The sequence below is a fragment of the Neorhizobium galegae genome (genome assembly GCF_017877055.1).
GTDB classification, from domain to species: Bacteria; Pseudomonadota; Alphaproteobacteria; order Rhizobiales; family Rhizobiaceae; genus Neorhizobium; species Neorhizobium galegae_D.
Map to the genome: position 1 here is coordinate 298,812 of NZ_JAGIPG010000001.1, position 25,849 is coordinate 324,660.

General features: G+C 63.6%; 19 protein-coding genes. 13 read left to right on the forward strand and 6 right to left on the reverse strand.

Features of this window, described 5'->3' with window-relative positions; translation table 11 throughout:
* Positions 1-59 precede the first annotated feature (59 nt).
* From J2857_RS01185 to J2857_RS01220, 8 genes are read left to right on the forward strand one after another with little or no spacing between them, the layout of a single operon-like run.
* On the forward strand, positions 60-1,037 hold the full coding sequence (locus tag J2857_RS01185; RefSeq protein WP_040124667.1) for an ABC transporter permease: 978 nt from the start codon (positions 60-62) through the stop codon (positions 1,035-1,037).
* Positions 1,030-1,944 (forward strand): ABC transporter permease, encoded by a 915-nt coding sequence (locus J2857_RS01190; protein ID WP_210008167.1) that lies wholly within the window; start codon positions 1,030-1,032, stop codon positions 1,942-1,944. The genes J2857_RS01185 and J2857_RS01190 overlap by 8 nt, the downstream gene beginning before the upstream one ends.
* Positions 1,941-2,957, forward strand: coding sequence for an ABC transporter ATP-binding protein (locus J2857_RS01195; protein WP_210008168.1), 1,017 nt, complete (start codon positions 1,941-1,943; stop codon positions 2,955-2,957). The genes J2857_RS01190 and J2857_RS01195 overlap by 4 nt, the downstream gene beginning before the upstream one ends.
* Positions 2,954-3,943, forward strand: coding sequence for an ABC transporter ATP-binding protein (locus J2857_RS01200; protein WP_210008169.1), 990 nt, complete (start codon positions 2,954-2,956; stop codon positions 3,941-3,943). Before J2857_RS01195 ends, J2857_RS01200 begins: the two co-directional genes overlap by 4 nt.
* Positions 3,944-3,955: 12 nt before the next feature.
* On the forward strand, positions 3,956-4,963 hold the full coding sequence (locus J2857_RS01205) for an NADPH:quinone reductase (RefSeq protein WP_210008170.1): 1,008 nt from the start codon (positions 3,956-3,958) through the stop codon (positions 4,961-4,963).
* Positions 4,960-6,846: a hydantoinase B/oxoprolinase family protein gene (locus tag J2857_RS01210; protein ID WP_210008171.1), complete on the forward strand. Its 1,887-nt coding sequence runs from the start codon at positions 4,960-4,962 to the stop codon at positions 6,844-6,846. The genes J2857_RS01205 and J2857_RS01210 overlap by 4 nt, the downstream gene beginning before the upstream one ends.
* Positions 6,833-8,881 carry a hydantoinase/oxoprolinase family protein gene (locus J2857_RS01215; protein WP_210008172.1) on the forward strand — a complete coding sequence of 683 codons (2,049 nt, stop codon included), beginning with the start codon at positions 6,833-6,835 and terminating at the stop codon, positions 8,879-8,881. Before J2857_RS01210 ends, J2857_RS01215 begins: the two co-directional genes overlap by 14 nt.
* 1 nt (position 8,882) lies before the next feature.
* The gene (locus tag J2857_RS01220; RefSeq protein ID WP_210008173.1) at positions 8,883-10,265 is read left to right on the forward strand and encodes a M20/M25/M40 family metallo-hydrolase; all 1,383 of its coding nucleotides are present in this window, start codon (positions 8,883-8,885) and stop codon (positions 10,263-10,265) included.
* A gap of 221 nt (positions 10,266-10,486) precedes the next feature.
* Here the strand turns inward: J2857_RS01220 and J2857_RS01225 are convergent, their stop codons facing one another.
* Both J2857_RS01225 and J2857_RS01230 read right to left on the reverse strand, forming a co-directional pair.
* Positions 10,487-11,482, reverse strand: a complete 996-nt coding sequence (locus J2857_RS01225; protein ID WP_210008174.1) for an MDR family oxidoreductase — start codon at positions 11,480-11,482, stop codon at positions 10,487-10,489.
* 49 nt (positions 11,483-11,531) lie between these two features.
* Positions 11,532-12,290, reverse strand: coding sequence for a FadR/GntR family transcriptional regulator (locus J2857_RS01230; RefSeq protein ID WP_210008175.1), 759 nt, complete (start codon positions 12,288-12,290; stop codon positions 11,532-11,534).
* 231 nt (positions 12,291-12,521) lie between these two features.
* On the opposite strand from J2857_RS01230, the gene J2857_RS01235 reads away from it, so the two are divergent.
* From J2857_RS01235 to J2857_RS01245, 3 genes are read left to right on the forward strand one after another with little or no spacing between them, the layout of a single operon-like run.
* A complete protein-coding gene (locus tag J2857_RS01235) occupies positions 12,522-13,934 on the forward strand; it encodes an FAD-binding oxidoreductase (protein ID WP_210009981.1) in 1,413 nt (470 codons plus the stop codon).
* The gene (locus J2857_RS01240) at positions 13,935-17,411 is read left to right on the forward strand and encodes an indolepyruvate ferredoxin oxidoreductase family protein (RefSeq protein WP_210008176.1); all 3,477 of its coding nucleotides are present in this window, start codon (positions 13,935-13,937) and stop codon (positions 17,409-17,411) included. It abuts the gene before it with no gap.
* 27 nt (positions 17,412-17,438) lie between these two features.
* The gene (locus J2857_RS01245; protein ID WP_210008177.1) at positions 17,439-18,416 is read left to right on the forward strand and encodes a nucleoside hydrolase; all 978 of its coding nucleotides are present in this window, start codon (positions 17,439-17,441) and stop codon (positions 18,414-18,416) included.
* A gap of 165 nt (positions 18,417-18,581) precedes the next feature.
* Here the strand turns inward: J2857_RS01245 and J2857_RS01250 are convergent, their stop codons facing one another.
* From J2857_RS01250 to J2857_RS01265, 4 genes are read right to left on the reverse strand one after another with little or no spacing between them, the layout of a single operon-like run.
* On the reverse strand, positions 18,582-20,687 hold the full coding sequence (locus J2857_RS01250) for an acetate--CoA ligase family protein (protein WP_210008178.1): 2,106 nt from the start codon (positions 20,685-20,687) through the stop codon (positions 18,582-18,584).
* A 10-nt stretch (positions 20,688-20,697) separates the two neighbouring features.
* Complete coding sequence (locus J2857_RS01255) at positions 20,698-21,507, reverse strand: enoyl-CoA hydratase/isomerase family protein (RefSeq protein ID WP_210008179.1); 810 nt, start codon at positions 21,505-21,507, stop codon at positions 20,698-20,700.
* Positions 21,508-21,529: 22 nt separating this feature from the next.
* On the reverse strand, positions 21,530-22,459 hold the full coding sequence (locus tag J2857_RS01260) for a pseudouridine-5'-phosphate glycosidase (protein WP_210008180.1): 930 nt from the start codon (positions 22,457-22,459) through the stop codon (positions 21,530-21,532).
* A gap of 36 nt (positions 22,460-22,495) precedes the next feature.
* On the reverse strand, positions 22,496-23,605 hold the full coding sequence (locus J2857_RS01265) for a carbohydrate kinase (RefSeq protein WP_245362975.1): 1,110 nt from the start codon (positions 23,603-23,605) through the stop codon (positions 22,496-22,498).
* A 116-nt stretch (positions 23,606-23,721) separates the two neighbouring features.
* Between J2857_RS01265 and J2857_RS01270 the strand changes: the two genes are divergently transcribed.
* On the forward strand, positions 23,722-24,696 hold the full coding sequence (locus J2857_RS01270) for an isopenicillin N synthase family dioxygenase (RefSeq protein ID WP_210008182.1): 975 nt from the start codon (positions 23,722-23,724) through the stop codon (positions 24,694-24,696).
* Between the two features lie 92 nt (positions 24,697-24,788).
* Positions 24,789-25,826, forward strand: a complete 1,038-nt coding sequence (locus J2857_RS01275; RefSeq protein ID WP_210008183.1) for an ABC transporter substrate-binding protein — start codon at positions 24,789-24,791, stop codon at positions 25,824-25,826.
* Positions 25,827-25,849 lie beyond the last annotated feature (23 nt).

The following is a 25,849-nucleotide window of genomic DNA, read 5'->3' on the forward strand; positions in this document are numbered from 1 at the left end:
CGGCATGCCTCGCCTTTCCTCCCGAAGGGGCACCGAGCCAAGAGAAGGAATCTTTTCAGATGAAGAATTTCAAGGCTGTGGGCAGCAGGTTGCTGCAGCTCGCTCTTGTTTTATGGGCGGTGGTGACCATCCTGTTTCTGATGTTTCGGCTGATGCCGGGCAATCCGATGGCCGCCTATATCGACCCGACCTTTACGCTCGAGCAGCAGCAGCAGCTGATGGCCCAGTTCGGCCTCGACAAGCCGCTGTGGCATCAGTACCTGATCTATCTCGGCAACCTTCTGCAGGGCGAGCTCGGCCAGAGTTTTCGCTACCGCGAGCCGGTCGGGCAGCGCATCTGGATCCTGTTGCCGAACACGCTGATCCTCACCTTTTCCTCGCTGATCGTCGCTTACGTCTTCGGCATTCTCGCCGGTGCCTATCTTGCCTGGCGCCGCGGCAGTTGGGTGGAGCAGGCGGCCATTCCGCTGGTGCTGACCACCCGCGCCATGCCGGAATTCTGGCTCGGCATGGTGATGCTGGCGATCTTCTCGTTTTCGCTCGGCTGGCTGCCGGCCGGCGGCACGCGCGCTCCGGGCAATGAATATTCCGGCTTTCTCGACCTCTATACCTCGCGCGATTTCCTCGCCCATCTGGCGCTGCCGGCAGCGACGCTGGCGATCTACAGCCAGGGCCTGCCGCTTCTCCTGATGCGCTCCAACATGCTCGACGTGATGAAGGAGGACTTCGTCACCATGGCCCGCATCAAGGGCCTGTCCAACTGGACCGTGGTGGTGCGTCATGCTGCCCGCAATGCGCTGCTGCCGGTGATGACCTCGTTCGCGATTGCCGTCGGCTATCAGCTGCAGGGCAATGTCGTGGTGGAATCGGTATTCTCCTGGCCCGGCCTCGGCCGCGAACTGGTCAACGCGGTAGCGGCTTCCGACTATCCGCTGGCGCAGGGCGCCTTCCTGATGATCGCGCTCGTGGTGATCTTCATGAACTTGGCTGCAGACCTGCTCTACGCTTTCCTCGATCCAAGGATTTCCCATGCCTGAGATCGCAGCACCCGCCATCATCAAGCCGAGGCGCCCCCATATCCTTGCCCGGATGTTCCGTGCACTCAGACTGCCGATGAACGACCCGTTCGCGGCCGCCGGTCTTCTCATCTATCTGGTGTTCATCGTCGTGGCGGTGTTTGCCGATCAGATCGCCATGCATGACCCGACCGAAATCCTCTACACGCCAGCCTACGATCTCGCGGCGGACCTCCGGCCGGGGCAGGACGGTTTCATCATGGGAACCACCAGCCTCGGCCGGGATATCTTCTCGCAGCTCGTTTACGGCAGCCGCTCGGCGCTGCTGATCGGCATCACTGCCGCCTTCATGGTGGCGCTGATCGGCTCTGTCATAGGTCTCGTCGCCGGTTATTTCGGCCGCTGGGTGGATGCCATCCTGATGCGGCTTGCAGATATCGCCTTCGGCATTCCCTTCCTGCCCTTCGTCATCGTGCTTGCGGCCTTCCTGAAGCCGTCGATCTGGAACGTCGTCATCGCCATGGCGCTGGTCCTGTGGCGCGATACCGCCCGCGTCATCCGCAGCCAGGTGCTGACGCTTCGGACCCGCGGTTATGTCGAGGCAGCGCGGGTGGCGGGGTCTTCCGATTTCAAGATCATCCTGCGCCATATCGCGCCGAACATCCTGCCGCTCTCCTTCCTCTACGGATCGATCGCGATCGGCTGGGCGATCCTGACCGAAGCGTCGATCAGTTTCCTGGGTTTCGGCGACCCCAACTCGATCAGCTGGGGCTACATGCTGCAGGATGCATTTGCCAGCCAGGCGCTCGCCAAGCAGGCCTATTACTGGTTCGTGCCTCCGGGCATCTGCATCATCCTCGTCGTCAGCGCGGGCTTCTTCATCACCCGTGGTTATGAAAACATCCTCTTCCCGAAGTTGAGCCGATGAGCGAACCCCTTCTTTCCGTCCGGGACCTTCGGGTCAGCTATCAGGTGGGGCGCAATTTCGTCCATGCCGTGGATGGCGCGAGCTTCGACATCCCGCGCGGCTCGATTACCGGCCTCGTCGGCGAATCCGGCTGCGGCAAGACGACCATTGCCCGTGCCCTGACGCGGGTGATTGCCGAAAATGCCGCGATCACCGGCGGACAGATCCTGTTCGACGGCAAGGATCTCGCAAAGATCCCCGAAAAGGAGATGAATGCGCTGCGCTGGCGCGACATCGCCTTCATTCCCCAGAGCGCCATGAATTCGCTCGATCCGGTCTATACGGTCGAATACCAGCTCGACGAAGTGCTGCGCCGCCGCGGCGGCCTGAACCGCAAACAGTCCCGTGCCCGTTCCGAAGAACTGTTCGAGATGGTCGGCATCGATGCGAACCGCCTGAACGATTATCCGCACCAGTTCTCCGGCGGCATGCGCCAGCGCGTGGCCATCGCCTTGGCACTCGCCCTCGACCCGAAGCTGATCATCGCCGACGAGCCGGTGACGGCGCTGGATGTCATCGTGCAGCGGCAGATCCTCGACCAGCTCAAGGAGCTGCAGACGCGGCTCGGCGTTTCGGTGATCCTCGTCACCCACGACATCTCGGTCGTCGCCTATATCTGCGACCGCACCGTCGTCATGTATGCGGGCAAGGTGGCCGAATCCGGCACCATGCAGGCGGCACTGACCGCGCCGTCGCATCCCTACACGATGGGCCTGCGCAATGCCTTTCCGGATCTGCAGGGGGCCGCCTCCGGCATCCTGACCCCGATCGAAGGCGCGCCGCCGAACCTTGCTTCGCCGCCGGCCGGCTGCCGGTTCAAGCCGCGCTGTCCTTTCGCGCTCGACATCTGCGGCACCGAGCCGCCGGTCATCGAGGTTGCGCCGGATCATCCGGTGCTCTGTCACCGCGCCCATGAGAGTGCTGCCTTGCGTATCGAATCCGCCAAGACGGAGACATGGATGGTCCCGGCATGAACATGATCGCCAAAAGGCCGGATATCCTGGTCTCGGTTTTTGATGCCAAGCTGCATTATGCCGTGGGTGGTGCATTCGCGGCCATGCGCGGCAAGTCGACGGTGGTGAAAGCCGTCGATGGCGTCAGCTTCGATATCCGGCGGGGCGAAAGCGTCGGCCTTCTGGGTGAATCGGGCTGCGGCAAGACCTCGATGGGCCGGCTGCTGTTGAAGCTCGAGGAAAAGACTGGCGGTACGATCCATTTCGACGGCGAGGAGATCGGTGCCGTCCGGGGCAGCGGGCTGAAGAAATTCCGCTCCAAGGCACAGCTGATCTTCCAGAACCCGTTCGATGCGATCAATCCGCGCTTCACCATCCGCCAGACGCTGGCTGAGCCGCTGGAAAATGCCGACATCCCGAGGCGCGAGCGCGAGGGCCGGATCATCACCGCGCTCGAACTGGTGAAGCTGCCCGAGCCGGCGCAGTTCCTCGACCGTTATCCGCACCAGCTCTCCGGCGGCCAGCTGCAGCGTGTCGTGATGGCGCGGGCGCTGATCCTGCAGCCGGAATTCGTGGTAGCCGACGAGCCGGTCTCGATGCTTGACGTGTCGGTGCGTGCCGGCGTGCTCAACGTTTTCCGCGACGTCCGCGACCGGCTGGGCCTCACCGCCATCTATATCAGCCACGACCTGGCGCTGGTGCGTTACGTTTGCGAGCGGACGATCGTCATGTATCTCGGCCGGATCATGGAAGACGGGCCGACCGAGGATATCGTTCGCGAACCGCTGCATCCCTATACCAAGGCGCTGGTCGCCGCCGTTCCGGTGCCGAACCCGGACCAGAGCCATGATCCGCTGCCGATCGGCCGCGGCGCGCCGGACCCGCGCAATCCGCCCTCCGGCTGCGTGTTTCGTGACCGCTGTCCGGCAGCTCATGCGCGCTGCGCATCCGAAATACCGCTGCCGAAACCGGTCGGCACCCGCACCGTTGCCTGCCACCTGTACTGATTGGAGTTATCGATGCTTGCCGCCTCCTACACACGCACCGGTCCCGCCGCGGAGGTTCTCTCCGTGGCTGAGATGGCTGCACCGGTCGCCGGTCCCGGCGAGGTGCTGGTGCGCGTGCATGCGTCCGGCATCAATCCGGCCGACGTGAAACGCCGCGGCGGCTGGCGCGGCATGGGCATGGATCATCCGCTGATCATCCCGCATACGGATGGTGCCGGCGAGATCGTCGGGGTCGGCGCGGGTGTCGACAAAGGCCGCATCGGCGAGCGGGTCTGGATGTGGAATGCCCAGGGCGGTTATGGAGAGACGGGCCGTGCTTTTGGCACCGCCGCCGAATTCATCGCCATTGCATCGCATCAGGCGGTGAAGCTTGCCGATGCCTTGAGTTTTGCCGATGGCGCCAATCTCGGCGTGCCGGCGATGACCGCCTATCGCGCGGTTTTCGCCGATGGCCCGGTGACCGGTCAGACGATATTCGTGAACGGCGCGGCCGGCGCAGTTGGCCATTTCTCGGTGCAGATGGCGGTTGCCGGCGGTGCGCGGGTGATCGGCACTGTCAGCACGGCGGAGGCTGCGGCGCATGTGAAGGAAGCCGGTGCCTTCGCAACAATCGACCGCAAGACGGAAGACGTATCGGCCCGTATCCTCCAACTGACCAACGGAGAAGGTGTCGACCGCGTCGTCGAGGTCGATTTCGGGGCGAACCTGGAACTCGACGCGGCCGTGCTGAAACGCAACGGTACCGTCGCCTCCTACTCGTCGAGCAGCAATCCGACGCCTGTGCTTCCCTACTACGCCTTCGCGGCCAAGGGCGCCAACCTGCGCTTCATCCAGGGTTTCCTGATCCCGGAGGATCAGCGGCTGGCGGGCGAAAAGATGATCGCCGAGCTTGCCGATGCCGGCAGGCTCAAGGTCGCCATCGGCGCGACATTCCCGCTCCACGAAATCGCCAAGGCCCATGAGCGCGTCGAGCGGGGAAGTCTCGGCAATGTCGTCGTTCTGATCGGAGGTGCCCAATGAGCACCCGATCGATCCATTCCACAGCATCCAACGAGGATTCCGAGATGTACAATCCCAAGGAAAGCGAAAGCACGCCCACGAGGGCGGTAAAACCGGAAGGATCCGTCTGCGATCCCGTTTCGCTCGAAATCATCCGCGGCGCGATCGCCGCCGCCCAGTCGGAAATGGAAGCGCTTCTCGAGCGCACCGCCATCTCCGCCTTCATCCGCGAGAAGAAAGACTTTTATACCGCATTGTTCGATGGCGAAGGCGTCATGGCGGTCGGTTCCATGGTGCCGGTCTTCGGCGACATGACCGGCCCGGTCTTCGACAAGTTCCCGGCCGACACGATGAAACCCGGCGATCTCTACTGGTACAATGACTGCTACGGCTCGCGCGGCGCGGTTTCGCATTCCAACGACCAGGTCCTGCTCGCGCCGGTGTTCAAAGACGGCAAGCGTTGCGCCTTCGTGATGAGCTGGGCGCATTTCGCCGATATCGGCGGCATGCGGCCGGGCTCGATCAGCCCGGATGCGACCGACATCTACCAGGAAGGCATCATCATTCCGGTCACCAAGCTGATGGACCAGGGCGTCACCAACGACGCGACGCTTGACATCTTCCACCGCAATTCGCGCTTTCCCGAACAGAGCATCGGCGACATGCGCGCGCTGATGGCGAGCGTCGATGTGGGCGTGAAGCGCATCGGCGAAATCCTCGACCGCTTCGGCTCCGACGTTGTTGAAGATGCGCTGGCGCAGCTGCTGACCCGCACCCGCAAGCTGGTGCGCTCCAGGCTCGCCGAGACCTTCGACTACGGCACGCACAAATTCACCGACGCGATCGACAGCGACGGCCATGGTAACGGCCCGTTCAAGATGCGTCTCTCGCTGACCCGTGAAAAGCTCGCGAATGGCGAGGACAAGTTCACCTTCGATGCGACCGAGTCCGACGATCAGGCACCCGGTCCGATCAATTTCCTGATGAACCGCGGCGTACCGGGCATGGCGCTCGGTCTCTTCTATCTCGGCGGCGATCCGGGCCAGGTCTGCAATGCCGGCGGTCCGCAGGCGCTGGATGCCGTGAACCTGCGCCAGGGCTCCTTCCTGCAGCCGAACTTCCCCGCGGCACTCGGCATGCGCGGCCTGACCATGATGCGCGTGCTGTCGGCTCTGAACGGCCTCGTCAACACGGCGGGCGGCAAGGCGCCGGCCTCCAACTCGGCCTATGTCATCACCATCATGCGCGGCAACTACAAGGATGACGCAGGCGACCTGAAGCGCTTCCTGCTCGCCGACGGCATCGGCGTCGGTTACGGCGCGCGGCCGGATTCGGACGGTATCGACGCGGTCTATTTCGTGGCGCAGGAGAACTATCCTGTCGAGTTCCTCGAAGTCGGTTATCCGGTGCGGCTGCGCACCTATGGCATCGTCAAGGATTCCGGCGGGGCCGGCAAATTCCGCGGCGGCTGCGGCATCATCCGCGAATACGAAATCCTCGCGGAAGACATGATGCTCGCCGTGCGCATCGACAGCGTCAAGAACCCACCCTGGGGCATCAATGGCGGCATGGGCGGCGGCACCGGCCGCGTCACCATCAATCCGGGCCGGCCCGACCAGCGCATCGTGCCGCCGCTTTCGGACGGCAACAGGCTCGTCAAGGGTGACGTGCTGCGCATGGAGACCGGCGGGGGCGGGGGCTACGGCCATCCGTTCGACCGCGATCTCGATGCGATCCTCGAAGACGTGCTCGGCGGTTTCGTCAGCGCCGAATCCGCAGAGCGCCTCTATGGCGTCGTCGTGAAGGGCACCAAGGTTGACCAGGCGGCTACGGCCGCACTTCGCGCCAACCGACCCGCTACCCGTGCATTCCATCGTCAGGAGTATGTCGATGTCCTCGCCTGAGACCTTTATCGATACGTCCCTTTCCGTCGCAGTCGATATCGGCGGCACCTTCACCGACGTCGCGCTTCTCGACCGTGCCACCGGCAAGGTCTGGCGGGCAAAGACGCCGAGCGTGCCCTCCGATCCTTCGGAAGCCTTCCTCAACGGCATTCGCCTGGCGCTCACCGACGCCGGCCGCGAGGCTTCCTCGCTGGGTCAGGTCCTGCATGGCACGACTGTCGCGACCAACATGATCCTGGAAGACAAGGGCGCCCGCACGGCGCTGGTCACCACCAAGGGTTTCCGCCATGTGCTGAACATCGGCCGCCAGGACATTCCCCGCAAGGCGAACCTCTATACCTGGGTGAAGCCGGCGCGGCCTGTGCCCGCCTCGCGCATCGTCGAGATCGACGAGCGCATCGCCGCCGGCGGTGGGGTACTCGATGCCTTGGATGAAGATAGCGTGCGGGCTGCAGCAAAGGCGATCCGCGGCATGGATGTGGAGGCGGTCGCCGTCTGCCTGCTGCACGCGTTTGCCAATCCGGTGCATGAGAAGCGCGCAGCCGAAATACTGCGCGAGGAACTGCCGCATCTCGCTGTTACCACCTCGACCGACGTTCTGCCTGTCGTGCGCGAGTTCGAACGCACGCTGACGACCGTGCTCAATGCCACCGTCATGCCGGGCGTCACCACCTATGTGGGCCGGCTCGAAAAGCGGCTTGAGGACGAGAAGGTTGCCGCTCCACTGCTGTTGATGCAGTCGAACGGCGGTGTCGCCGGAGCGGCGACCATTCGCCAGGCTCCGGCGCTGACGGCACTGTCAGGCCCTGCGGCCGGGGTGGTCGGGGCGCGCTCCGTCGCGGCTGCCTGCGGTATCAAGGACATCATCACCGTCGATATCGGCGGCACCAGCGCCGATATCTGCCTGATCAAGGACGGCAAGATCGGCCTCACCCAGCACGGCAAGGTCGGCGAATGGCCGCTGCCGCTGCCGATGGTCGACATGGTGACGATCGGCGCCGGTGGCGGTTCGATCGCCAAGGTGGCGGACGACACGCTGACCGTCGGCCCGCAGAGCGCCGGTGCCCGTCCAGGCCCCGCAGCCTATGGCCATGGTGGCGAGAACCCGACGGTGACCGACGCGCATGTCGTGCTCGGACATCTGCCGGCCCGCCTCCTCGGGGGCCGCATGGCGCTCGACGCCGATGCCGCCCGCAAGGCGGTCGACGGCAAGGTGGCGACGCCGCTCGGCCTTTCGACGGCAACGGCCGCGCGCGGTATCCTCGCGATCGTCGACAACCACATGGTCGGCGCCGTGCGCGTCGTCTCGGTCGAGCGTGGCCATGATCCGCGCGATTTCACGCTGGTGCCCTTCGGTGGTGCCGGTCCGCTGCATGGCTGCGCGCTTGCCGAACTGCTTGGCATTTCCCGCATCATGATCGCGCCGGCTCCGGGCATTCTCTGCGCCGACGGCCTGCTGGCCGCCGACCTCAAGGCCGAGTTCAGCCGGACGCTGCCGAAGGCCGGCGCCATTGATGTGGCCACCGCCAACGGCATCGTCGGCGAACTCAAGGCCCAGGCATCCGCCTGGTTCGACATGGAGGGCGTGGCCGAAAAGGACCGACGCATCGCGACCGTTGCGCTGTTGCGCTATCACGGCCAGGGCGGCGAGCTTGCCGTGACCTGGGGCGAAACCCGCGAGGCTGTGGAAGCCGCCTTCGCCGCCGAGCACAAGGCGCTCTACGGTTTTGCGCTGGAAGCCGCGATCGAACTGGTGACCCTGCGCGTCGAAGCCGCCGGCATGACGGTCGAACCGCCGCCGGCTGTTCTGGAGAAGGGCTTCGATGTCACCCCGTTCGACCATGTGCCGGTGCATTTCGAAAGCGGCGTGGCGAGCGTTCCGGTCGTCGACCGTTCGACGCTCGGTGCCGGCGCAACGTTCCAGGGGCCGATGATCCTCACCCAGCTCGACACGACGACACTGGTTGCGCCCGGCTGGAGCGGCACGGTTCACGGTTCCGGCGCCGTTCTTCTCACCCGCAAGCAGGATGCATGACATGACGGAAGCCCAGACCGATCTCGACCGCGTCTTCGCGCATATCGAGGAAAACCGCGAAAGCTTCATCGAACGGGTGATGGATTATGTCCGGCATCCCTCGATCAGCGCGCAGAACAAGGGCATCGCGGAAGTGGCGGCCATCCTCGTCGACATGCTGAACGGCATGGGCATGGAGGCGACCACCATACCGACCAAGAACCATCCGATGGTTCTCGGCCGAATGGAAAAGCAGCCGGGCAAGCCGACCGTGCTTCTCTACGGCCATTACGACGTGCAGCCGCCGGAGCCTTACGAACTCTGGGACAGCCCGCCGTTCGAGCCGACCATCCGCAACGGCCGCATCTATGCGCGCGGCATCGGCGACAACAAGGGCCAGCATTTCGCCCAGCTGATGGCGCTGGAATCGCATCTGAAGGTGACTGGCGAACTGCCCTGCAACGTCATCTTCCTGCTGGAAGGCGAGGAGGAGATCGGCAGCCCGCATATCGCCGAGTTCGTCGCCGAGCATGCGGACAAGCTGAATGCCGCCGATCTGGTCGTTACCTCCGATGGCCCGCTGCATGAATCGGATGCGCCGATCATCACCTTTGGCGTGCGCGGCGTCGCGTCCTTCGAACTGCGTGCCAAGACCGCCAATCGTGATGCCCATTCCGGCAATTTCGGCGGCGTCATGCCGAACGCGATCTGGAAGCTGGTGCATCTGCTGGCGACGATGAAGAACGACAAGGGCGAGATCACCATCGATGGCCTGCATGACGTCATCGTCCCGCCGACCAATATGGAGCGTGAGGCAGTCAGCAAGCTGCCGCTCGATCTCGACGCGATCAAGGCCGATCTCGGCATCAAGGAACTCGACGCGCCGCTCGACCGCGGTTATTTCGACCGGCTGATGTTCCATCCGACGCTGACGATCAACGGCCTGCATGGCGGTTACGGCGGCCCGGGCCAGAAGACGGTTCTGCCCTGCGAGGCGTTTGCCAAATGCGATATCCGCCTCGTGGAAAGCCTGACGCCGGATTACGTGTTCGAGAAGGTGCGGGCGCATGTCGCGGCTCATGCGCCGGACGTGGAGTTTGTACCGCTCAACGCCATGCTGCCGTCGAAGACGCCGATGGACAGCCCGTTCGCACCGGTCATCCAGGACGCGATCTTCACCGCCCGCGGCGTCGAACCGCTGCTCTACCCGACAGTTGGGGGCTCGTTGCCGGATTATGTGTTCACGAAGATCCTGAAGAAGCCGGCGTTCGTGGTGCCTTACGCCAATGCGGATGAGGCGAACCACGCGCCGAACGAAAATTTGAAGCTGGATCTGTTCATCGCCGGAATCAAGACTGGGGCAGCGCTGCTGACGAAGCTGGGTGAGATGAAGATTGATACGTAATTTGGGGCAGAGGCTTGTGTTGTCACATACCGCCTCCGGCCCGCCGCCCCGTCGTCATCCTCGGGCTTGGTCCGAGGATCCATCCGCTTGGTGACGCGCCTCAATGCAGCCAACCTTGGTGGGCTTGGCCTGGATCCTCGGTCAAGCCCGGGGACGACGGCGGTGAGGAAGGGGCTTTGATCCGCGCTTGATGGCGTGGGCTGCCAAGTAGAAACTACGGCCTACTTCGTCACATCGATCACCACCCGGCCCCGGATCTTGCCGGCGATGATGTCCTCTGCCAACTGCGGCAGGTTCGACATCGGCTCTGTCGTCGTGATGTCCGAAAGCTTGGCGGGATCGAGATCGCGGGCCAGCCGCGCCCAGGCCGACAGTCGCTGTTCCCGGGTGGCGATGACGCTGTCGACCCCGATCAGAGTCACGGCGCGCAGGATATGCGGCAGCACGGTTCCCGGAAGGTCGGCGCCACCGGCGAGGCCACAGGCGGCGATGGCGCAGCCGCGCATGGTCTGGGAGAGCGCATTGACGAGAGTCGTCGAGCCGACGCTGTCGACGCCGCCGGTCCAGCGTTCCTTCTGCAGCGGGCCGCCCTTTTCGGCAAGCACGGCGCGGTCGATGAAATTGGTGGCGCCGAGCGAGGCGAGATAGTCGTGGGTTTCCGGCCGTCCCGTGGAGGCGGTGACATTGTAGCCGCGGGCCGCCAGGAGCGCGATTGCCACCGAGCCGACGCCGCCGGCCGCACCGGTCACCAGCACTTCGCCTTCACCCGGCTTGATCGAACCCCATTTCTCCAGCGCGTCGACGCAGAGTGCCGCGGTATAACCGGCGGTGCCGATCGCCATCGCCTGTTCCATCGAGAAGGCATCGGGCAGGCGGATCAGCCATTCCGGCTTGACGCGCTGGTAGCGGCCAAAGGCACCCCATTCGGTTTCGGAAAGGCCCCAGCCGTTCAGAACGACCTTGTCGCCGGCCTTCCATTCCGGGGAACGGGATTCGACCACGGTGCCGGAAAGGTCGATGCCGCCGATCATCGGCAGGCGCCGGGCGATGCGGCCCTTGCCGGTGATCGCCAAGCCGTCCTTGTAGTTCAGCGTCGAAAAGGCGATCTCGACCAGCACGTCATTGTCGGGAAGGTCGGCGATCGAGATTTCTCTGAAGGCACCTTTCGGCTTGCCGTCGATGGCGTCGATGACCATGGCGGTGAAGGTCTCGGTCATGTTTCTCTCCCGATGTTCTGGTGTGCCCGATATTCTGGCGTGATTGAATTTAGGCGGAGGCCTGCGAAGGCGCATCGCGCCTGGCGCGCGCGTCGAGCACGGCGGAATAGCTTTCGCGCACATAGGCGAGCAGCCGGGCCAGCGCATCGGCAGCTCTGGCATCTGCACGGTCGCGCACCGCATCGACGATTTCCTGGTGCAGCGAGGCGACGTGGTGGCGTTCGCGGACCCGGAAGACGATCATGTTGGTGATCGGAATGAAGGCTTCGATGACGGTGTACATCATCAGTTTCAGGGGGCCGTTGCCGGTCGATTCCACCAGCGCCCGGTGAAAGCGCACGTCGGATGCGCAGAAATCCTCGTCGCTGACCGCCTCGTCCAGTTGCAGGGCGATTTCCGCCTGCATCGCTGCGAGGTCGGCTTCGCTGCGGTTTGCAGCGGCCAGCCGGCAGCATACGGCTTCCGTTTCCAGCCTTGCGGTGATGATTTCTTCGATATCGAAGGCGCCGATGCCGACGAGCAGTGTGGCAGCCCCGGTAATTGCCTTCGAAAGGCCCTCCGGATCCGGCCGCTTGACGAAATTGCCGCCGGTCGGGCCGCGCTTGGAATGAATGAGGTTCTGGGCGGCGAGACGCTTCAGCGCCTCGCGCACGGTCGGGCGGGAAATGCCGAAACTCTTGGCGAGCTCTTCCTCGGTCGGCAGGCGTTCGTCGATCTTCAGCCGGCCGTCCATGATCGCGGAACGGATGTTGTCGGACACTTGCCTGGCGATGCCCGTGCGGACAACCTCGTCGTATTTGAGGATCATGTCATCCTTCCCGCGTATTCCTGGCCCGCGCATTCCCGGGGCTCAGTCTCCTGTCTATAGTGATGCCATGGCGGCGGTGAAAAGGCTACTGCTTTTTAAATATAGGTTTGACAAATAGGGGAATGGGAATAACTTCGCCCCAAGAAAAGAGGGAACGAGAGAATGGGCGCAACCGCATTCGGTGGAGCCGGAGCGCAGGGCAGTGAAGGCGGCATTGCGGAGGAGAGCACCTTGTCCTCCGACCGCGTGAACCGTCTTCTCTCCAGCCTCGAAAACCGGCTGGATGCCGCCGCGATCCTAGCCGGCGATGCGGTTTCCGATGGTTATGCCGCCGATGCGACTGCTCGTGGCAGTCGACCAGCCGCCGTCCTGCGTCCGCGCAACACCGAAGACGTTTCCGCCATTCTCTCTGTTGCGAATGAACTCCGCCAGCCGATCGTCGTGCAAGGCGGCCGCACCGGGCTTTCCGGTTCCTCCCGGCCGGTCGAAGGCGAGGTCTCCATCTCGCTCGAACGGATGAATGGCATCGAGTCGATCGACGCGGCGGCCCAGACGATGATCGTCAAGGCGGGCACGCCGCTGCAGGTCGTCCAGCAGGCGGCGAGCGATGCGGGCCTGTTTTTCGGCGTCGATATTGGCGCCCGCGGCACCGCGACGGTTGGCGGCAATATTGCCACCAATGCCGGTGGTATCCGGGTTCTGCGCTATGGCATGTACCGGGCGCAGGTCATGGGGCTGGAAGCGGTGCTGCCGGATGGCACGATCCTCTCCTCGCTCAAGGGTCTGGCGAAGGACAATTCCGGCTATGACCTCAATCCGCTGTTCATCGGCACCGAAGGCACGATCGGCGTCATCACCCGCGCCTGCCTGAAGCTGCATCCGAAACCGCTGGTCGAGCGCAACGCCTTCGTGGCGCTGCCGTCGCTCAAAGCAGCGCAGGAACTGCTGGCGAAGCTCCGGGTCGAGCTGTCCGGTCTGCTCTCCGCCTTCGAGGCGATCTTTCCGAATATCTATGAAGGCACGGTCGATTATATGGGCATCCGTCCGCCGGTCGAAAAAGGGGCCGGCATGTATGCCATGGTCGAGATCCAGGGGCAGGCGCCGGATCAGGACAACGAGCGTTTCGAAGCGGCCCTGGCAGCCGCCTTGGAAGACGGTCTCGCGACCGATGTTGTGCTCTCCAATTCGATGCGCGAGTTCAACGGGCTCTGGGGCATTCGCGACGGCATCAACGACTATCTGTTCGGCAACGGGGTGACGATCGGGTTCGATATTTCCGTGCCTCTGTCCCGCATGCAGGAATTTCTCGACAAGGCGGCGCACGCCGTCGAGGAGATCGATCCGGAGGCGCGGACCTATATTTTCGGCCATCTGGGCGATGGCAATCTGCATTACTGCATGTTCAGCAGCCAGGAGAAAAAGGTCGCCGAAGCGATCTTCTCGGGCATAAAGGCGGTAGGCGGCGGTGTTTCCGCCGAACACGGTATCGGCACGGACAAGGTGAAATACCTCAAATACGCCCGAAGCGAAGCCGAGATCGCCATGATGCGCCGGCTGAAAGCCGCGTTCGATCCGAACTACATTCTCAATCGCGGCCGGGTCTTCGAGGCGCCGGCCCCGGTGCTGCAGGCGGAGCGAGCCTAGATGTCTATCCATGCCGCGCAGGACACGAACCTCTTGAACAGCAAGGTCAGCCTCGACGACCGCTACACTCTGGAAAAGGGGCGCATTCTGGTGTCGGGCACGCAGGCGCTGGTGCGGCTGCCGATGATCCAGCGGAGCCGAGATCTGGCGCGGGGGTTGAATACCGCCGGTTATGTGTCCGGTTATCGTGGTTCGCCGCTCGCCGGTTTCGACCGCGAGATGGGACGTGCGAAGAAATTTCTCGATGCGGCGCATGTGAAATTCCATCCGGGCCTCAACGAGGACATGGCAGCCACCGCCGTCTGGGGCACGCAGCAGACCGGCATGTTCGATGGCGTGCGTTACGACGGCGTGTTCGGCATGTGGTACGGCAAGGGGCCGGGCGTCGACCGCAGCATGGACGTGATCCGCCATGCCAACGCGATCGGCACCAACCCGAACGGCGGCGTTCTGCTGCTGGTCGGCGACGATCACGGTGCCGTTTCCTCCACTCTGCCGCACCAGAGCGAGCACAACCTGATCTCGGCCATGGTGCCGCTTTTGTCACCCGCGGGCGTCGGCGAATATATCGAATACGGCCTGCTCGGTTTTGCGATGAGCCGTTATTCCGGCGCCTGGATCGGCTTCAAGTGCCAGACCGAGATCGTCGAATGTTCGGCGACGGTCGATCTCGATCCGGACAAGCCGCAGATCATTATCCCCGACGAGACTTTCGCGCCGGACGGCCTGTCGTTGCGCTGGCCGGACGGGCCGCATGCGATGGAGCTCAGGCTCGAGCGCAAGATGCTCGCCGTGCAGGCCTTTGCCCGCGCCAACCGGATCGACCGCCCCATCTGGGGTGGTACGGGTCGCGCCCGGCTCGGGATCGTTTCGACCGGCAAATCCTGGCTCGATCTTCTCGGCGCCATGGCGCTGCTCGGCATCGACGAGGTCCGGGCCGCTGAACTCGGGATCGCGCTCTACAAGGTCGGTCTGGTCTGGCCGCTGGAGCCGCAGGGCATTGCGGATTTCGCATCGAGCGTGGACGAACTGCTCGTGGTCGAGGAAAAGCGCTCGATCCTCGAAGACCAGATCAAGGCCCAGCTCTTCAATCTCTCCGCCGACCGTCGCCCCCGCGTGTTCGGCAAGGCCGGCGAGAGTGGTGCGACGCTGCTGCAGGCGATCGGCGAGATCGGCACGCTGTCGGTCGCGAAAGCGATCCTCTCCCGGCTCGACAATCTCGATGAGGCGCTGCAGGCCAAGGCGCGTTTCATCGAGGAAATGTCGATCGCCATGGGCGTCGAGGCGACGGCGCTGAAGCGCGAGGCCTATTTCTGCTCCGGCTGTCCGCACAGCATATCGACCCGCCTGCCGGAGGGGAGCCGCGCCTCGACCGGTATCGGCTGCCATATGATGATCATCGGCAACGAGGACCGCAACACCTCGACCTTCACCCAGATGGGCGGCGAGGGTGGTGCCTGGATCGGCCTGTCGCCCTTCACCGACGAGAAGCATATCTTCGTCAACATGGGCGACGGCACGTATTTCCATTCGGGCCTGCTCGCCATCCGCGCCGGGATCGCGGCCAAGGTCAACGCCACCTACAAGATCCTCTATAACGATGCCGTCGCCATGACCGGCGGGCAGAAGCATGATGGCGATGTCACCGTACCGGGGATCGTCGGGCAGATGCTGGCCGAAGGTGCGGCGCGCGTCGTGGTGGTCGCCGAGCGGCCGGAGGTCTGGCAGGGCAATCTGCCGCGCGAAGTGTCCATCCATCATCGCGACGAGCTCGACGCGGTGCAGCGTGAGTTGCGCGATATTCCCGGCGTGACGGTGCTGGTCTACGATCAGGTCTGCGCCGCGGAAAAGCGCCGCCGGCGGAAGCGCGGCGCCTATCCGGTCTCGGACAAACGTGCCTTCATCAACGAACTGGTCTGCGAAGGCTGCGGCGACTGTTCCGCCGTCTCCAACTGCATTTCGATCGAGCCGCAGGAAACCGAATTTGGCCGCAAGCGGCGCATCAACCAGTCGAGCTGCAATACCGATCTGTCCTGCATCAAGGGCTTCTGTCCGAGCTTCGTCACCGTCGAGGGCGGCAGCATCCGCAAGCCGGCGGCAAAGTCGAAGTCGGTGAAGACGGGCGACCTGCCGCTGCCGGTGTTCACCGCGACCTTCGAGATGCCCTACAGCATGCTGCTCGCCGGCATCGGCGGCACGGGCGTCATCACCGTCAGCGCTATACTCGCGCAGGCGGCGCTTCTCGATGGGCTGGCTCTGGTCACGCTCGACCAGACCGGACTTGCCCAGAAGAACGGTTCGGTCGTCTCACATATCCGGCTGGCGAAGGATCCGATGCAGATCAATGCGGTGCGCGTCGGTCCCGGCGAGAGCGATCTCGTGCTTGGCTTCGATATCGTCGTGGCCGCCCAGAAGAACTCGCTCGCCTCGTTTGCGAAGAACAAGACGCGGGCCATCATCGACGACCATTTCGCGCCGACCGCCTCCTTCGTGAAGGACACGACCATCGATTTCCGGCAGGAGGCGACGCTGAAATCGCTGCGCCGTGCCGCCGGCGACGATGCGGTCGAAACCGTTGCGGCAACCGATATGGCGACGGCGCTGCTTGGCGATGCGATCGCCTCCAACATGTTCCTGCTCGGCCATGCCTGGCAGCGTGGGCTGGTGCCGATCAGCCTCGCCGCGATCGACAAGGCGATCGAACTCAACGGCACGGGCATTACCATGAACCGCGCCGCCTTTGGGTGGGGCCGCCGTGCCGCCGTCGATCCGGAAGCCGTCGCCCATGCGGCTGGTCTGGCCAAGATCGAGCCGAAGGCCGAGACGCTGGAAGAGATCGTCGCCCGTCGAACGGCCTTCCTCACGGACTACCAGAATGCCGCCTATGCGGCGCGTTATGCCGGTCTCGTGGATGTCGCGAAATCGGCCGAGGCGCAGCTGCGCGGCATGAGCGGTTTTGCCGAGGCGGTGGCGAAGAACGCCTTCAAGCTGATGGCCTACAAGGACGAATACGAAGTCGCCCGGCTGCATCGCGACCGGAGTTTTGAAAAGAAGCTTGCCGAGCAGTTCGAAGGCGATTTCAAGATCAAGCATCACCTCGCGCCGCCGCTGATCGCCAAGGTCGATCAGCGCACCGGTCATCCGGCAAAGATGGCTTTCGGAGGCTGGATCAGACCTGTATTCGGTGTGCTCGAAAAGCTGAAATTCCTGCGCGGCACATCCTTCGATCCGTTCGGCCGTACCGCCGAGCGGCGGATGGAGCGGCAGTTGGTCGAGGACTATTTCGCTCTGGTGACCGAGCTTTCCGCGGGGCTCGATGCCCACGGCCACTCGGTCGCCGTCGAGCTTGCCGGACTGCCGGACATGGTTCGCGGTTTCGGCCACGTCAAACTGGCCGCCGTCCAGCGCTATGAAAAGCGCAAAACCGATCTCCTTGCGAAATGGCGGGCGAGGGAGCCGCTCACCCATGTCGCTTAACCGTTTTCGTTCCTGAGAGTTTTCCGCATGGCAGAAAAGATCATCATCGACACCGATCCCGGCCAGGACGACGCGCTGGCCATCCTGTTGGCGCTCGCAAGCCCGGAAATCGAGGTGCTGGGAATCGTCGCGGCGGCGGGCAACGTGCCGTTGTCGCTGACGACCAGGAACATCCGTAAAATCTGCGAGCTCGCGGGTCGTCCCGACATCAGGGTGTTTGCTGGTTGCGACCGGCCGATGAGCGGGCCGCTGGTCACGGCCGAACACGTGCATGGCGCGACCGGGCTCGACGGTGCAGACCTGCCCGAACCGACCATGCCGCTTCAGGACAAACATGGCATCGATTTCATCATCGAGACCATTGAGAGCGAGCCGGCCGGCAGCGTGACCGTCTGCACGCTCGGACCGCTGACCAATCTCGGCAAGGCGCTCACCAGGGTGCCGGAAATTGCCGGCCGCATCCGGCGCGTGGTGCTGATGGGCGGCGGGCTTTTCGAGGGCGGCAACATCACGCCGGCCGCCGAGTTCAACATCTATGTCGACCCGCCGGCCGCTGCCGTCGTCTTCGGCTCGGGCGTGCCCATCGTGATGATGCCGCTTGACGTCACCCACAAGACCCTGACGACCCGCGCCCGCGTTGCCGCGATCCAGGCGATCGGCACGCCGCTATCCGACGCCGTGGTCGGCTGGCTCGATTATTTCGAGCGCTTCGACGTGGCGAAATACGGCAGCGACGGCGGGCCGCTGCACGATCCGAACGTGATCGCCTATCTGCTGAAGCCGGAGCTTTATTCCGGCCGGCTCTGCAATGTGGAGATCGAGACGGAGTCCGAACTCACCAAGGGCATGACGGTCGCCGACTGGTGGGGCGTGTCCGGCCGGCCGAAGAACGCGATGTTCATGCGCGATGTCGATGCCGACGGTTTTTATGCGCTGCTGACCGAGCGGCTGTCATGGTTCGGCCGGGCGGAGGCGGCGGCTAGTCCGAAGTTGCGGCTGGTCTGACTCTCAACCCTCATCCCTGTGCTTGTCACAGGGATGAGGCAGCGCCGCGTCTGCGGCGCGGAAGAGTCCTTTCAGCCCAAGGACTTGGGCTGGCTGGTTTCCTGTGACAAGCACAGGAATGAGGGTGTGTGGAGCGTCGTGCCAGTAACGAGCGCCAGCTCACCGTCATGGCATCTTCCGCGGAATGATTAGCGCATCGAGAATGCGCACGCCCTCGCCATCGGGCAAGACCGCCACCGGGTTCAGATCGATCGCCTCTATATCGCCGCCGTATCGGGCGGCAAAATCCGATACCTGGACCAAGAGTTCGGCGAGCGCCTTTCGATCCGCCTTCGGCGCACCGCGATAACCTTCCAGCAACGATGCCAGTCTTGTCTCGCCGATCATCGCTTCGGCGCGGGCGAGGTCGATGGGCAGGAGGTCGAAGGTGCTGTCCTTTACCAGTTCCACCAGCACGCCGCCGATGCCGACGACGATGCCGAAACCGAAGGGTTCGTGGCGGACAAGGCCGACCAGTGCCTCGATGCCGCCCGTGACCATTTCCTGCACCGAGAGGCCGCGCAGCGCGGCGTCGGGAGCATAGGCGCGGGCGTTTGCCATGATCGCATCGAATGCGGCGCGGGCTTGCGCTTCCGACGCGATGCCGAGCTTTACGCCGCCCGCTTCGGTCTTGTGCAGGATATCGGGCGACTCGATCTTCATCACCACAGGAAAGCCGAGCTGCTTTGCAGCTTCGGCAGCCGCGTCGGCGCTGGTGACGAGCTGTTCCCTGGGAACCGGCAGTCCGTCCGCAGCGAGCAGTTGTTTGGCTTCGCGCTCGGTCAGAGCCCCTGCGGGGAGGTTCTTCTTTGTCGCCGCCACTTTGCCGGGCCAGGAGACGGCGTGGCTCCGGGTGATCAGGGTGCGAACGGCCGTCAGCGCGCTTTTCGTGCCGCGCAGTACCGGCACGTTCGAAAGCTTTGCCTCGAGATCCGGGTGATGGCCGGAGGAGAGGTTGCTCATGAACACGACCGGCACCTTGCCCGTTGCGGCATATTCGGAAACCGCTTCGGCGATACCGAGATATTCGGAGGCGCAGAAATCGTCTAGGCCAGCGGGTGCGTCCTGCGTTGCAACGATGAGGCCGATCGACGGATCGTCCGCGAGCGCGTGCAGGACGTCGCGATAGATCCCGCCGTCGGCGAAGACCACGCCGGTCGTATCGAGCGGGTTCTGGGGAGTGGCGAAGGGCGGCAGCAGCGCCTTTACCCGGGCAACCGTTTCAGGCTGCAGGTCGGGCAGCGAAAGGCCGACGTCGTCGGCGATATCGGAAACATGCGCCACCCCTCCGCCGGAGACGCCGACGATTGCGACGCCCGGTTTTACAGGCCGTTGCTTCAGGTTCAGGCAGAGCGTCGCCGTTTCCATGAAGCCGTCCATGTCGGGCACTTCGATAATGCCGACCCGGCGGAAGAAGGCACGGTAGGCGTCGTTGCTGCCGGCGAGTGAACCGGTATGGGCGGCGGTCGCCTGGGCGCCACGCTCGGAGCGGCCGGCGCGGAGGGCGATCACCGGCTTGTTGGCCGAATGCATTTTCTCCATCGCGGCGGCCAGTTTTTCCGGTTCGCGGATGGCCTCGATGACGATGCCGACGGCGCTGGTATCGTCATCCGTGGCGAGGAAATCGAGGTAGTTCGGAATGTCGGTCGCGGCGCTGTTGCCGGCGGAGACGATATGGCTGAGCCCGAATCTTCCGGTATTGCCGAGCGCGATGGCGCTGGCGCCGGAATGGGAGAGAATCGCGAAGCGGCCTTTTTCGAGATTGGTCGAGAGGCTGGAGGAATAGAGTGCGGCACCCGAGCCGAGATTGAAGAGGCCGAGGCAGTTCGGGCCGCAGATCGCCATGCCGTAGCGCTCGGCGATTTCCACCAGTTGCCGCTGCCGCCCGCGGCCGGCTTCGTCCAGTTCGGCGAAACCGGAGGCCAGCACGACCGCCGCCTTGACGCCGGTGCTTCCGGCCTCTTCAAGGGCCGCGATCACCTTGTCGGCGGCAATGCCGATCACCGCGACATCGGGTACATCGGTCAGTGCCGAGAGGGAGGGCGAGGCGGGAAGTCCGAAGATCGTCCCGGCCTTCGGATGCACCGGAATGATCTGCCCCTGATAGCCGAAGCGCATCAGGTTCTTCATCACGTAGCTGGAGGAGGCGTCGGCGCGCTCGGTGGCGCCGACGACTGCAATGGAGCGCGGCGCCATGAGGGCCTGCATCGCCTCAGGCGTGTTGGCCGTCATGGCCGGGGCCTCAGTCGAGGCCCTTGAAGGGATCGTCACGGAAGGCGAGATATTCCTTCAGCGACATTTTTGCGAGGTTCGCCATCCATTCGCGGCCCTGCCTGGTCACGTGGAGGGCGGCGATCGCCTCGATATTGTACTGGAAAGACGGCATGAGACCCGCAACCATTTGCTGGTTGTTGATCGAGGCCTTGGTGTATTTCAGCGCCGGAACCGGCATGCGGGCAAGCTTGCGGGCGAGGTTCTCGGTCTTTTCCTTGAGCTGGTCGGCAGGCACGATCTTGTTGATCAGGTGCATGCGGAGCGCCTCCTCGGCATCCACCATGTCGCCGGTGAACATCAGCCAGCGCACGTCGCGGGTGGCGAGCAGCCAGGGCATCATCAGCGCCGGGGGGCCGGAATTGTGGCGTACTTCCGGTTCGCCGAACTTGGCGTTGTCGGCGGCGATCGCCAGATCGCAGCACATCATCAGTTCGAGCGCGCCGGCAAGAGCGTAACCGTTGACCGAGGCGATGACCGGGATCGGGGCGCGCCAGATATTGAGCAGTGCCTCGGCATTTTCCGTCATGTCCACGCGCCAGAAGTCGATATCGACGTCGAAATCGTCGCCTTGCAGGTCGTAGCCGGAGGAGAAGGCGCGGCCCGCGCCGGTGATGACGAGGGCGTTGACGTCCGGGTCTGCGACGGCAGCTGCGACAGCTGCGTCAATCTCGCGGATCACCGTCTTGTTCATCGCATTCATCTTGTCGGGGCGATTGATGGTGATCGTCGCGAACTTGTCAGTCAAATCCTTCTCGTAAAGGATCGTCTCGTAGCTCATGGCAGTTCCCCTTGTTCTTGAACTATTTGCCGGCCTTCTTCAGCGCCGCGTAGGCGACGGCCATCTTCGCGGCCAGCCGCGCATTGTTTTTCACCAGTTCGATATTGGCCTTGAGGCTCTCGCCCTTCGACAGTTCGTTGATGCGGGCGAGCAGGAAAGGCGTCAGTTCCTTGCGGCCGATGCCGCGCTCGTCCGCCTCGCGCACCGCGTCATTGATCGTGCCGTCGATGAATTCCGGCGTCAGCGCGGCGGCTTCCGGGATCGGGTTGGCGATCATAAGGCCGGTGCCGGTGCCGAGCTGGTGGTGCAGGTACATGGCCCTGGCGATCTCCTCCGGCGTGTCGAGCCGGTGGTCGGCCTTGAAGCCGCTTTTACGGGTAAAAAAGGCCGGGAAATCGTCGGTGCCATAAGCGATCACCGGCACGCGCTGGGTTTCGAGATATTCCAGCGTCTTGGCGATATCGAGGATGGATTTCACGCCGGCACAGACGACGGCGGTTTTCGTGCGGCCGAGTTCGGTCAGATCGGCGGAGATGTCGAATGTCTGTTCGGCGCCGCGATGCACGCCGCCGACGCCGCCGGTCGCAAAGATATCGATTCCGGCGAGATCGGCCATCAGCATGGTGGCGGAAACCGTGGTACCGGCCGACTGGCCGCGCACCATGGCGACGGCGAGGTCGCGGCCGGAGGCTTTTACGACGCCCTTCGCCTGGGCCAGTTCCTCCAGTTCGCTGTGTTCGAGGCCGACGCGCAGCTCGCCGTTGACGACAGCGATGGTGGCCGGGATCGCGCCGTTCTCGCGGATCACCGCCTCGACGCCCAGTGCGGTTTCGAGATTGGCCGGGTACGGCATGCCATGGGTGATGATGGTCGATTCCAGCGCCACGACCGGGCCGCCGGCGGCAATGGTTTCGGCCACTTCGCGGCTCAGCTTCGGTTTGATGAGGGCCATTTCGGTATTCCTTAGATCGTTTCGAGCGGCCGGAAATTAGCCAGCCAGTCGGTGCATATTGGCTTCCAGGAAGCGTTCGGACAATTCCGTATGGACGCTCGCGGTGCTTTCCGTCGTCAGCGTGCCGAGCAGCGCGCCGGTGCGGGCCGCGTGATAGGTATCTTCGCCGTGCAGGATGCGGTGCAGCGTGCCGGCGATCATCGCGTCACCGGCACCGGTGATATCGACCGGCCGGGCATGTACGGCCGGGAAGGTTCTGGCGCCTTCGGTGCCGGCCACCGCAATGCCGCGTGGACCCATGGTGACGACCGCCTCGCGCGCACCGGCGGCCTGCAGGGCAAGTGCCGCCTCTTTAGCGTCGTCGATCGTTTCATGCGCCTTGCGTCCGAGGACCGCGTTCGCCTCGTCGATGTTCATGAACAGGAGGTCGATGCCGGTGAGATCCCTTGGCAGGCGCGCGGCCTTGGGCGTCGAGACCGCGTCAATCGCCAGCCGGAAGCGGGCGCCCTGGCGTTTGGCGATCAGAGCGGAAAGCGTTTCGGCCGGCAGGTTGCAGTCGGAAAATACCCAGCTTGCGGCGGCGAGATGCGGCCAGATGCGCTCGATATGGCTCGGCAGCAGCAGGTCGAAAATGCTCATGTCGGCAATGCCCAGCACAAGGTCGCCCTTGGTATCGAGTATGGCGGCATATTCCGCCGTCGGGCGTTCGGTAGTGGTGATGATCTGGCTGACATCGATGCCGCGGTCGCGCATGTGCTTCAGTACCGCCCGCCCGCCTTCGTCGTCGCCGACGATCGATACGAAACTGGTCGTGGTGCCGAGAAGAGCGAGATTTTCCGCCACGTTGCGGGCAACGCCGCCGAGGCTGCGGACGCCATCGACCGGGTTCGAGGTTTCGAAGACCAGATCCTGCTTGGCGCGGTACTTGCGGTCCAGCACGGCGCCGCCGATGCAGACGGCGCGGGTTTCGGCCGGCATCACATAACCGCGGCCGAGGATATAGCCCTTCTGCATCAACTGCACGATGTGGGCGGCGACCGTCGAGCGCGCCAGCCCGAGCATGCTGGCAATCTCCTGCTGGCCCGCGAACGGGTTGTCCTTGATGATTGCCAGGACGGCCGCTTCCTGTGGCGCAAGGTCATCCATGTTCAGTCGATCGTCCTTGGGTCGGGAACCGCGTTGCAACTTCGTTAATTTTGATATGGACAACAACAGATGTTTTTGTCAACATCTGTTTGTCAGATGTGAATTGGAGGAAGGCCGTGCCCGTTTCTAGTGCCAATCCCGCGTCATCCCATGGTGCCGTACCCGGCATTCCGGTGATCGATGTCGGCCCCTTCATCCGCAACGAGGCAGGTGCTGCCGCGGTTGTGAAGACGATTGAAACGGCCTGTCGCGATACTGGCTTCTTCCTCGTTACCGGTCACGGCGTTTCGCCCCAGGCGACATCGAGGCTCTACAATCTCGCCCGCGCCTTCTTCGATTACCCGCAGGACTGGAAGAAGACGCAAGGGCGCGGTACTGGCATTCTCGGTGGCGTTTCCTTTTCGCCGATTGCCGAGGAGGCGCTTGCCGCGACGCTTGGGCTCAAGACGCCCGGCGACTACAAGGAAAGCCTGAACTTCGGCCAGAACCTTCCCGGCGACACCTGGCCGGACTGGCCGGACGGTCTGGAACAGGCATTCCGAGATTATTTCAAGGAAATGGAAATTCTCGCCAAGCATATGCGCCGCATCTTCTGCCAGGCGATTGGGCTGGATCAGGATTATTTCGAGCCCTCCTTCGAAAACCATCTCTCGGCGCTGCGGGTCATCAACTATCCCGAACAGGACGAATCGCCGCTGCCGGGCCAGATGCGCGCCGGCGTGCATACCGATTACGGCTTCATGACCATCCTGCGCTCGGAGGCTTCGGCCGGCGGGTTGCAGGTGCGGAACCGCAACGGCGACTGGCTGGACGCCCCGTCGATCGAGGGCGCCTACGTAATCAACATCGCCGACGCGTTCATGCGCTGGACGAATGACGAATGGGTCTCGACGCCGCACCGCGTCGCCAATCCGCCGACCGGTTTCAAGGGTACGGCACGCCGCCAGTCGATCCCGTTCTTCCTCAATCCGTCCAAGGATACGGTAATTGAGTGCTTGCCCCCCTTCGTAAAGGGTGGCGCCAAATATGAGCCGATCAGCTATGGCGAATATATCGACCTGAAGACGAAACAGGCTTTTTCGAAAGGCTGACCAATAACCGAACTCGTGCGCAGAAGCGGAACACCGCCTGCACCTATAGATCAAAGATCGCAGCATCAAGATCGCAACAAGGGGAACTGGACATGATGGATTTGACAAGGCGACAGACGCTTGCCGGGATGAGTGCACTCGCTGCGGCGGGCCTTTTCGGCCTTCCGGCGCGGGCTCAAGCAAAGACGCTGGTCGTGCCGACGCTCGGCGGCGTGTGGGAACAGTACTGGCGCTCGACCGTCGCTCCCGCCTTCACCAAGCAGACGGGTGCGGCGGTGACGCTCGACGTCGGCAACGGCCGCGTCTGGGGCGCCAACCTGCGGGCGGCGGGCACCGCCAAGCCACCCTATTCGATCGTGATGACCAACGAGGTCTTCGCCTCTGGCCTGCGCAAGGAAGGCTTTTTCGAAAAGCTCGACCTCACCAAGCTGCCGAACTACGCCGACCTTTATCCGCTTGCCAAGAAGACCGACGGTTGGGGCGCGATCGGCGCCGTTTCGCCGATCGGCATCGGTTACCGCACCGACCTGGTGAAGACCAAGCCGAAGTCCTGGAAGGACCTTTGGAACAATCCGGAGTTCAAGGGCAAGATCGGCCTCTACAACTTCGCCAACAGTGCCGGCAAGATGGAGCTGCTGCTGTTCTCGAAGATCTTCGGCAAGGACCAGTATGACGTCGATGCCGGTTTTGCAGCACTTCAGAAGCTTGGCTCGGTGATCCAGGTGGACTTCAACATGTCGACCGGCCTGGCTTCCGGCGAAATCGTCGTCGCACCTTTCGACTTCGGCGAAATCGCTCGCCTGCGCCGCCAGGGCCTGCCGGTCGACTGTATCATCCCGGAGGAAGGGATGTTCATGTTCGACCAGACGATCAACATCCTCGCCAATGCCCCGGAGAAGGAACTGGCCTATCAATACGCCAACTTCCTGCTCTCGCCGGAAGTGCAGGGAATGATGATGAAGGAATTCTTCATCTCGCCGACCAATTCCAAGGTGGTCGTGCCGGCCGAGCTCAAGGTCGACGTGCCGGTTTCCGGTGCCGACATGGACAAGATCCTCACCTGGGACTGGGGCTTCGTCAACGAGAAGCAGGGCGAGCTCGCCGAACGCTGGGCGAAGACCGTCAAGTGATTTCCCCAACTGCGATCATGGCC

Excerpts from the sequence above, each read along its gene's own strand:
- J2857_RS01205 (WP_210008170.1), top strand. The coding sequence starts at position 3,956 with ATGCTTGCCGCCTCCTACACACGCACCGGTCCCGCCGCGGAGGTTCTC.
- J2857_RS01225 (WP_210008174.1), bottom strand. The coding sequence starts at position 11,482 with ATGACCGAGACCTTCACCGCCATGGTCATCGACGCCATCGACGGCAAG.
- J2857_RS01220 (WP_210008173.1), top strand. The coding sequence starts at position 8,883 with ATGACGGAAGCCCAGACCGATCTCGACCGCGTCTTCGCGCATATCGAG.
- J2857_RS01255 (WP_210008179.1), bottom strand. The coding sequence starts at position 21,507 with ATGAGCTACGAGACGATCCTTTACGAGAAGGATTTGACTGACAAGTTC.
- J2857_RS01185 (WP_040124667.1), top strand. The coding sequence starts at position 60 with ATGAAGAATTTCAAGGCTGTGGGCAGCAGGTTGCTGCAGCTCGCTCTT.
- J2857_RS01215 (WP_210008172.1), top strand. The coding sequence starts at position 6,833 with ATGTCCTCGCCTGAGACCTTTATCGATACGTCCCTTTCCGTCGCAGTC.
- J2857_RS01195 (WP_210008168.1), top strand. The coding sequence starts at position 1,941 with ATGAGCGAACCCCTTCTTTCCGTCCGGGACCTTCGGGTCAGCTATCAG.
- J2857_RS01200 (WP_210008169.1), top strand. The coding sequence starts at position 2,954 with ATGAACATGATCGCCAAAAGGCCGGATATCCTGGTCTCGGTTTTTGAT.
- J2857_RS01190 (WP_210008167.1), top strand. The coding sequence starts at position 1,030 with ATGCCTGAGATCGCAGCACCCGCCATCATCAAGCCGAGGCGCCCCCAT.
- J2857_RS01260 (WP_210008180.1), bottom strand. The coding sequence starts at position 22,459 with ATGGCCCTCATCAAACCGAAGCTGAGCCGCGAAGTGGCCGAAACCATT.
- J2857_RS01265 (WP_245362975.1), bottom strand. The coding sequence starts at position 23,605 with ATGGATGACCTTGCGCCACAGGAAGCGGCCGTCCTGGCAATCATCAAG.
- J2857_RS01210 (WP_210008171.1), top strand. The coding sequence starts at position 4,960 with ATGAGCACCCGATCGATCCATTCCACAGCATCCAACGAGGATTCCGAG.
- J2857_RS01230 (WP_210008175.1), bottom strand. The coding sequence starts at position 12,290 with ATGATCCTCAAATACGACGAGGTTGTCCGCACGGGCATCGCCAGGCAA.
- J2857_RS01245 (WP_210008177.1), top strand. The coding sequence starts at position 17,439 with ATGGCAGAAAAGATCATCATCGACACCGATCCCGGCCAGGACGACGCG.
- J2857_RS01240 (WP_210008176.1), top strand. The coding sequence starts at position 13,935 with ATGTCTATCCATGCCGCGCAGGACACGAACCTCTTGAACAGCAAGGTC.
- J2857_RS01275 (WP_210008183.1), top strand. The coding sequence starts at position 24,789 with ATGATGGATTTGACAAGGCGACAGACGCTTGCCGGGATGAGTGCACTC.
- J2857_RS01250 (WP_210008178.1), bottom strand. The coding sequence starts at position 20,687 with ATGACGGCCAACACGCCTGAGGCGATGCAGGCCCTCATGGCGCCGCGC.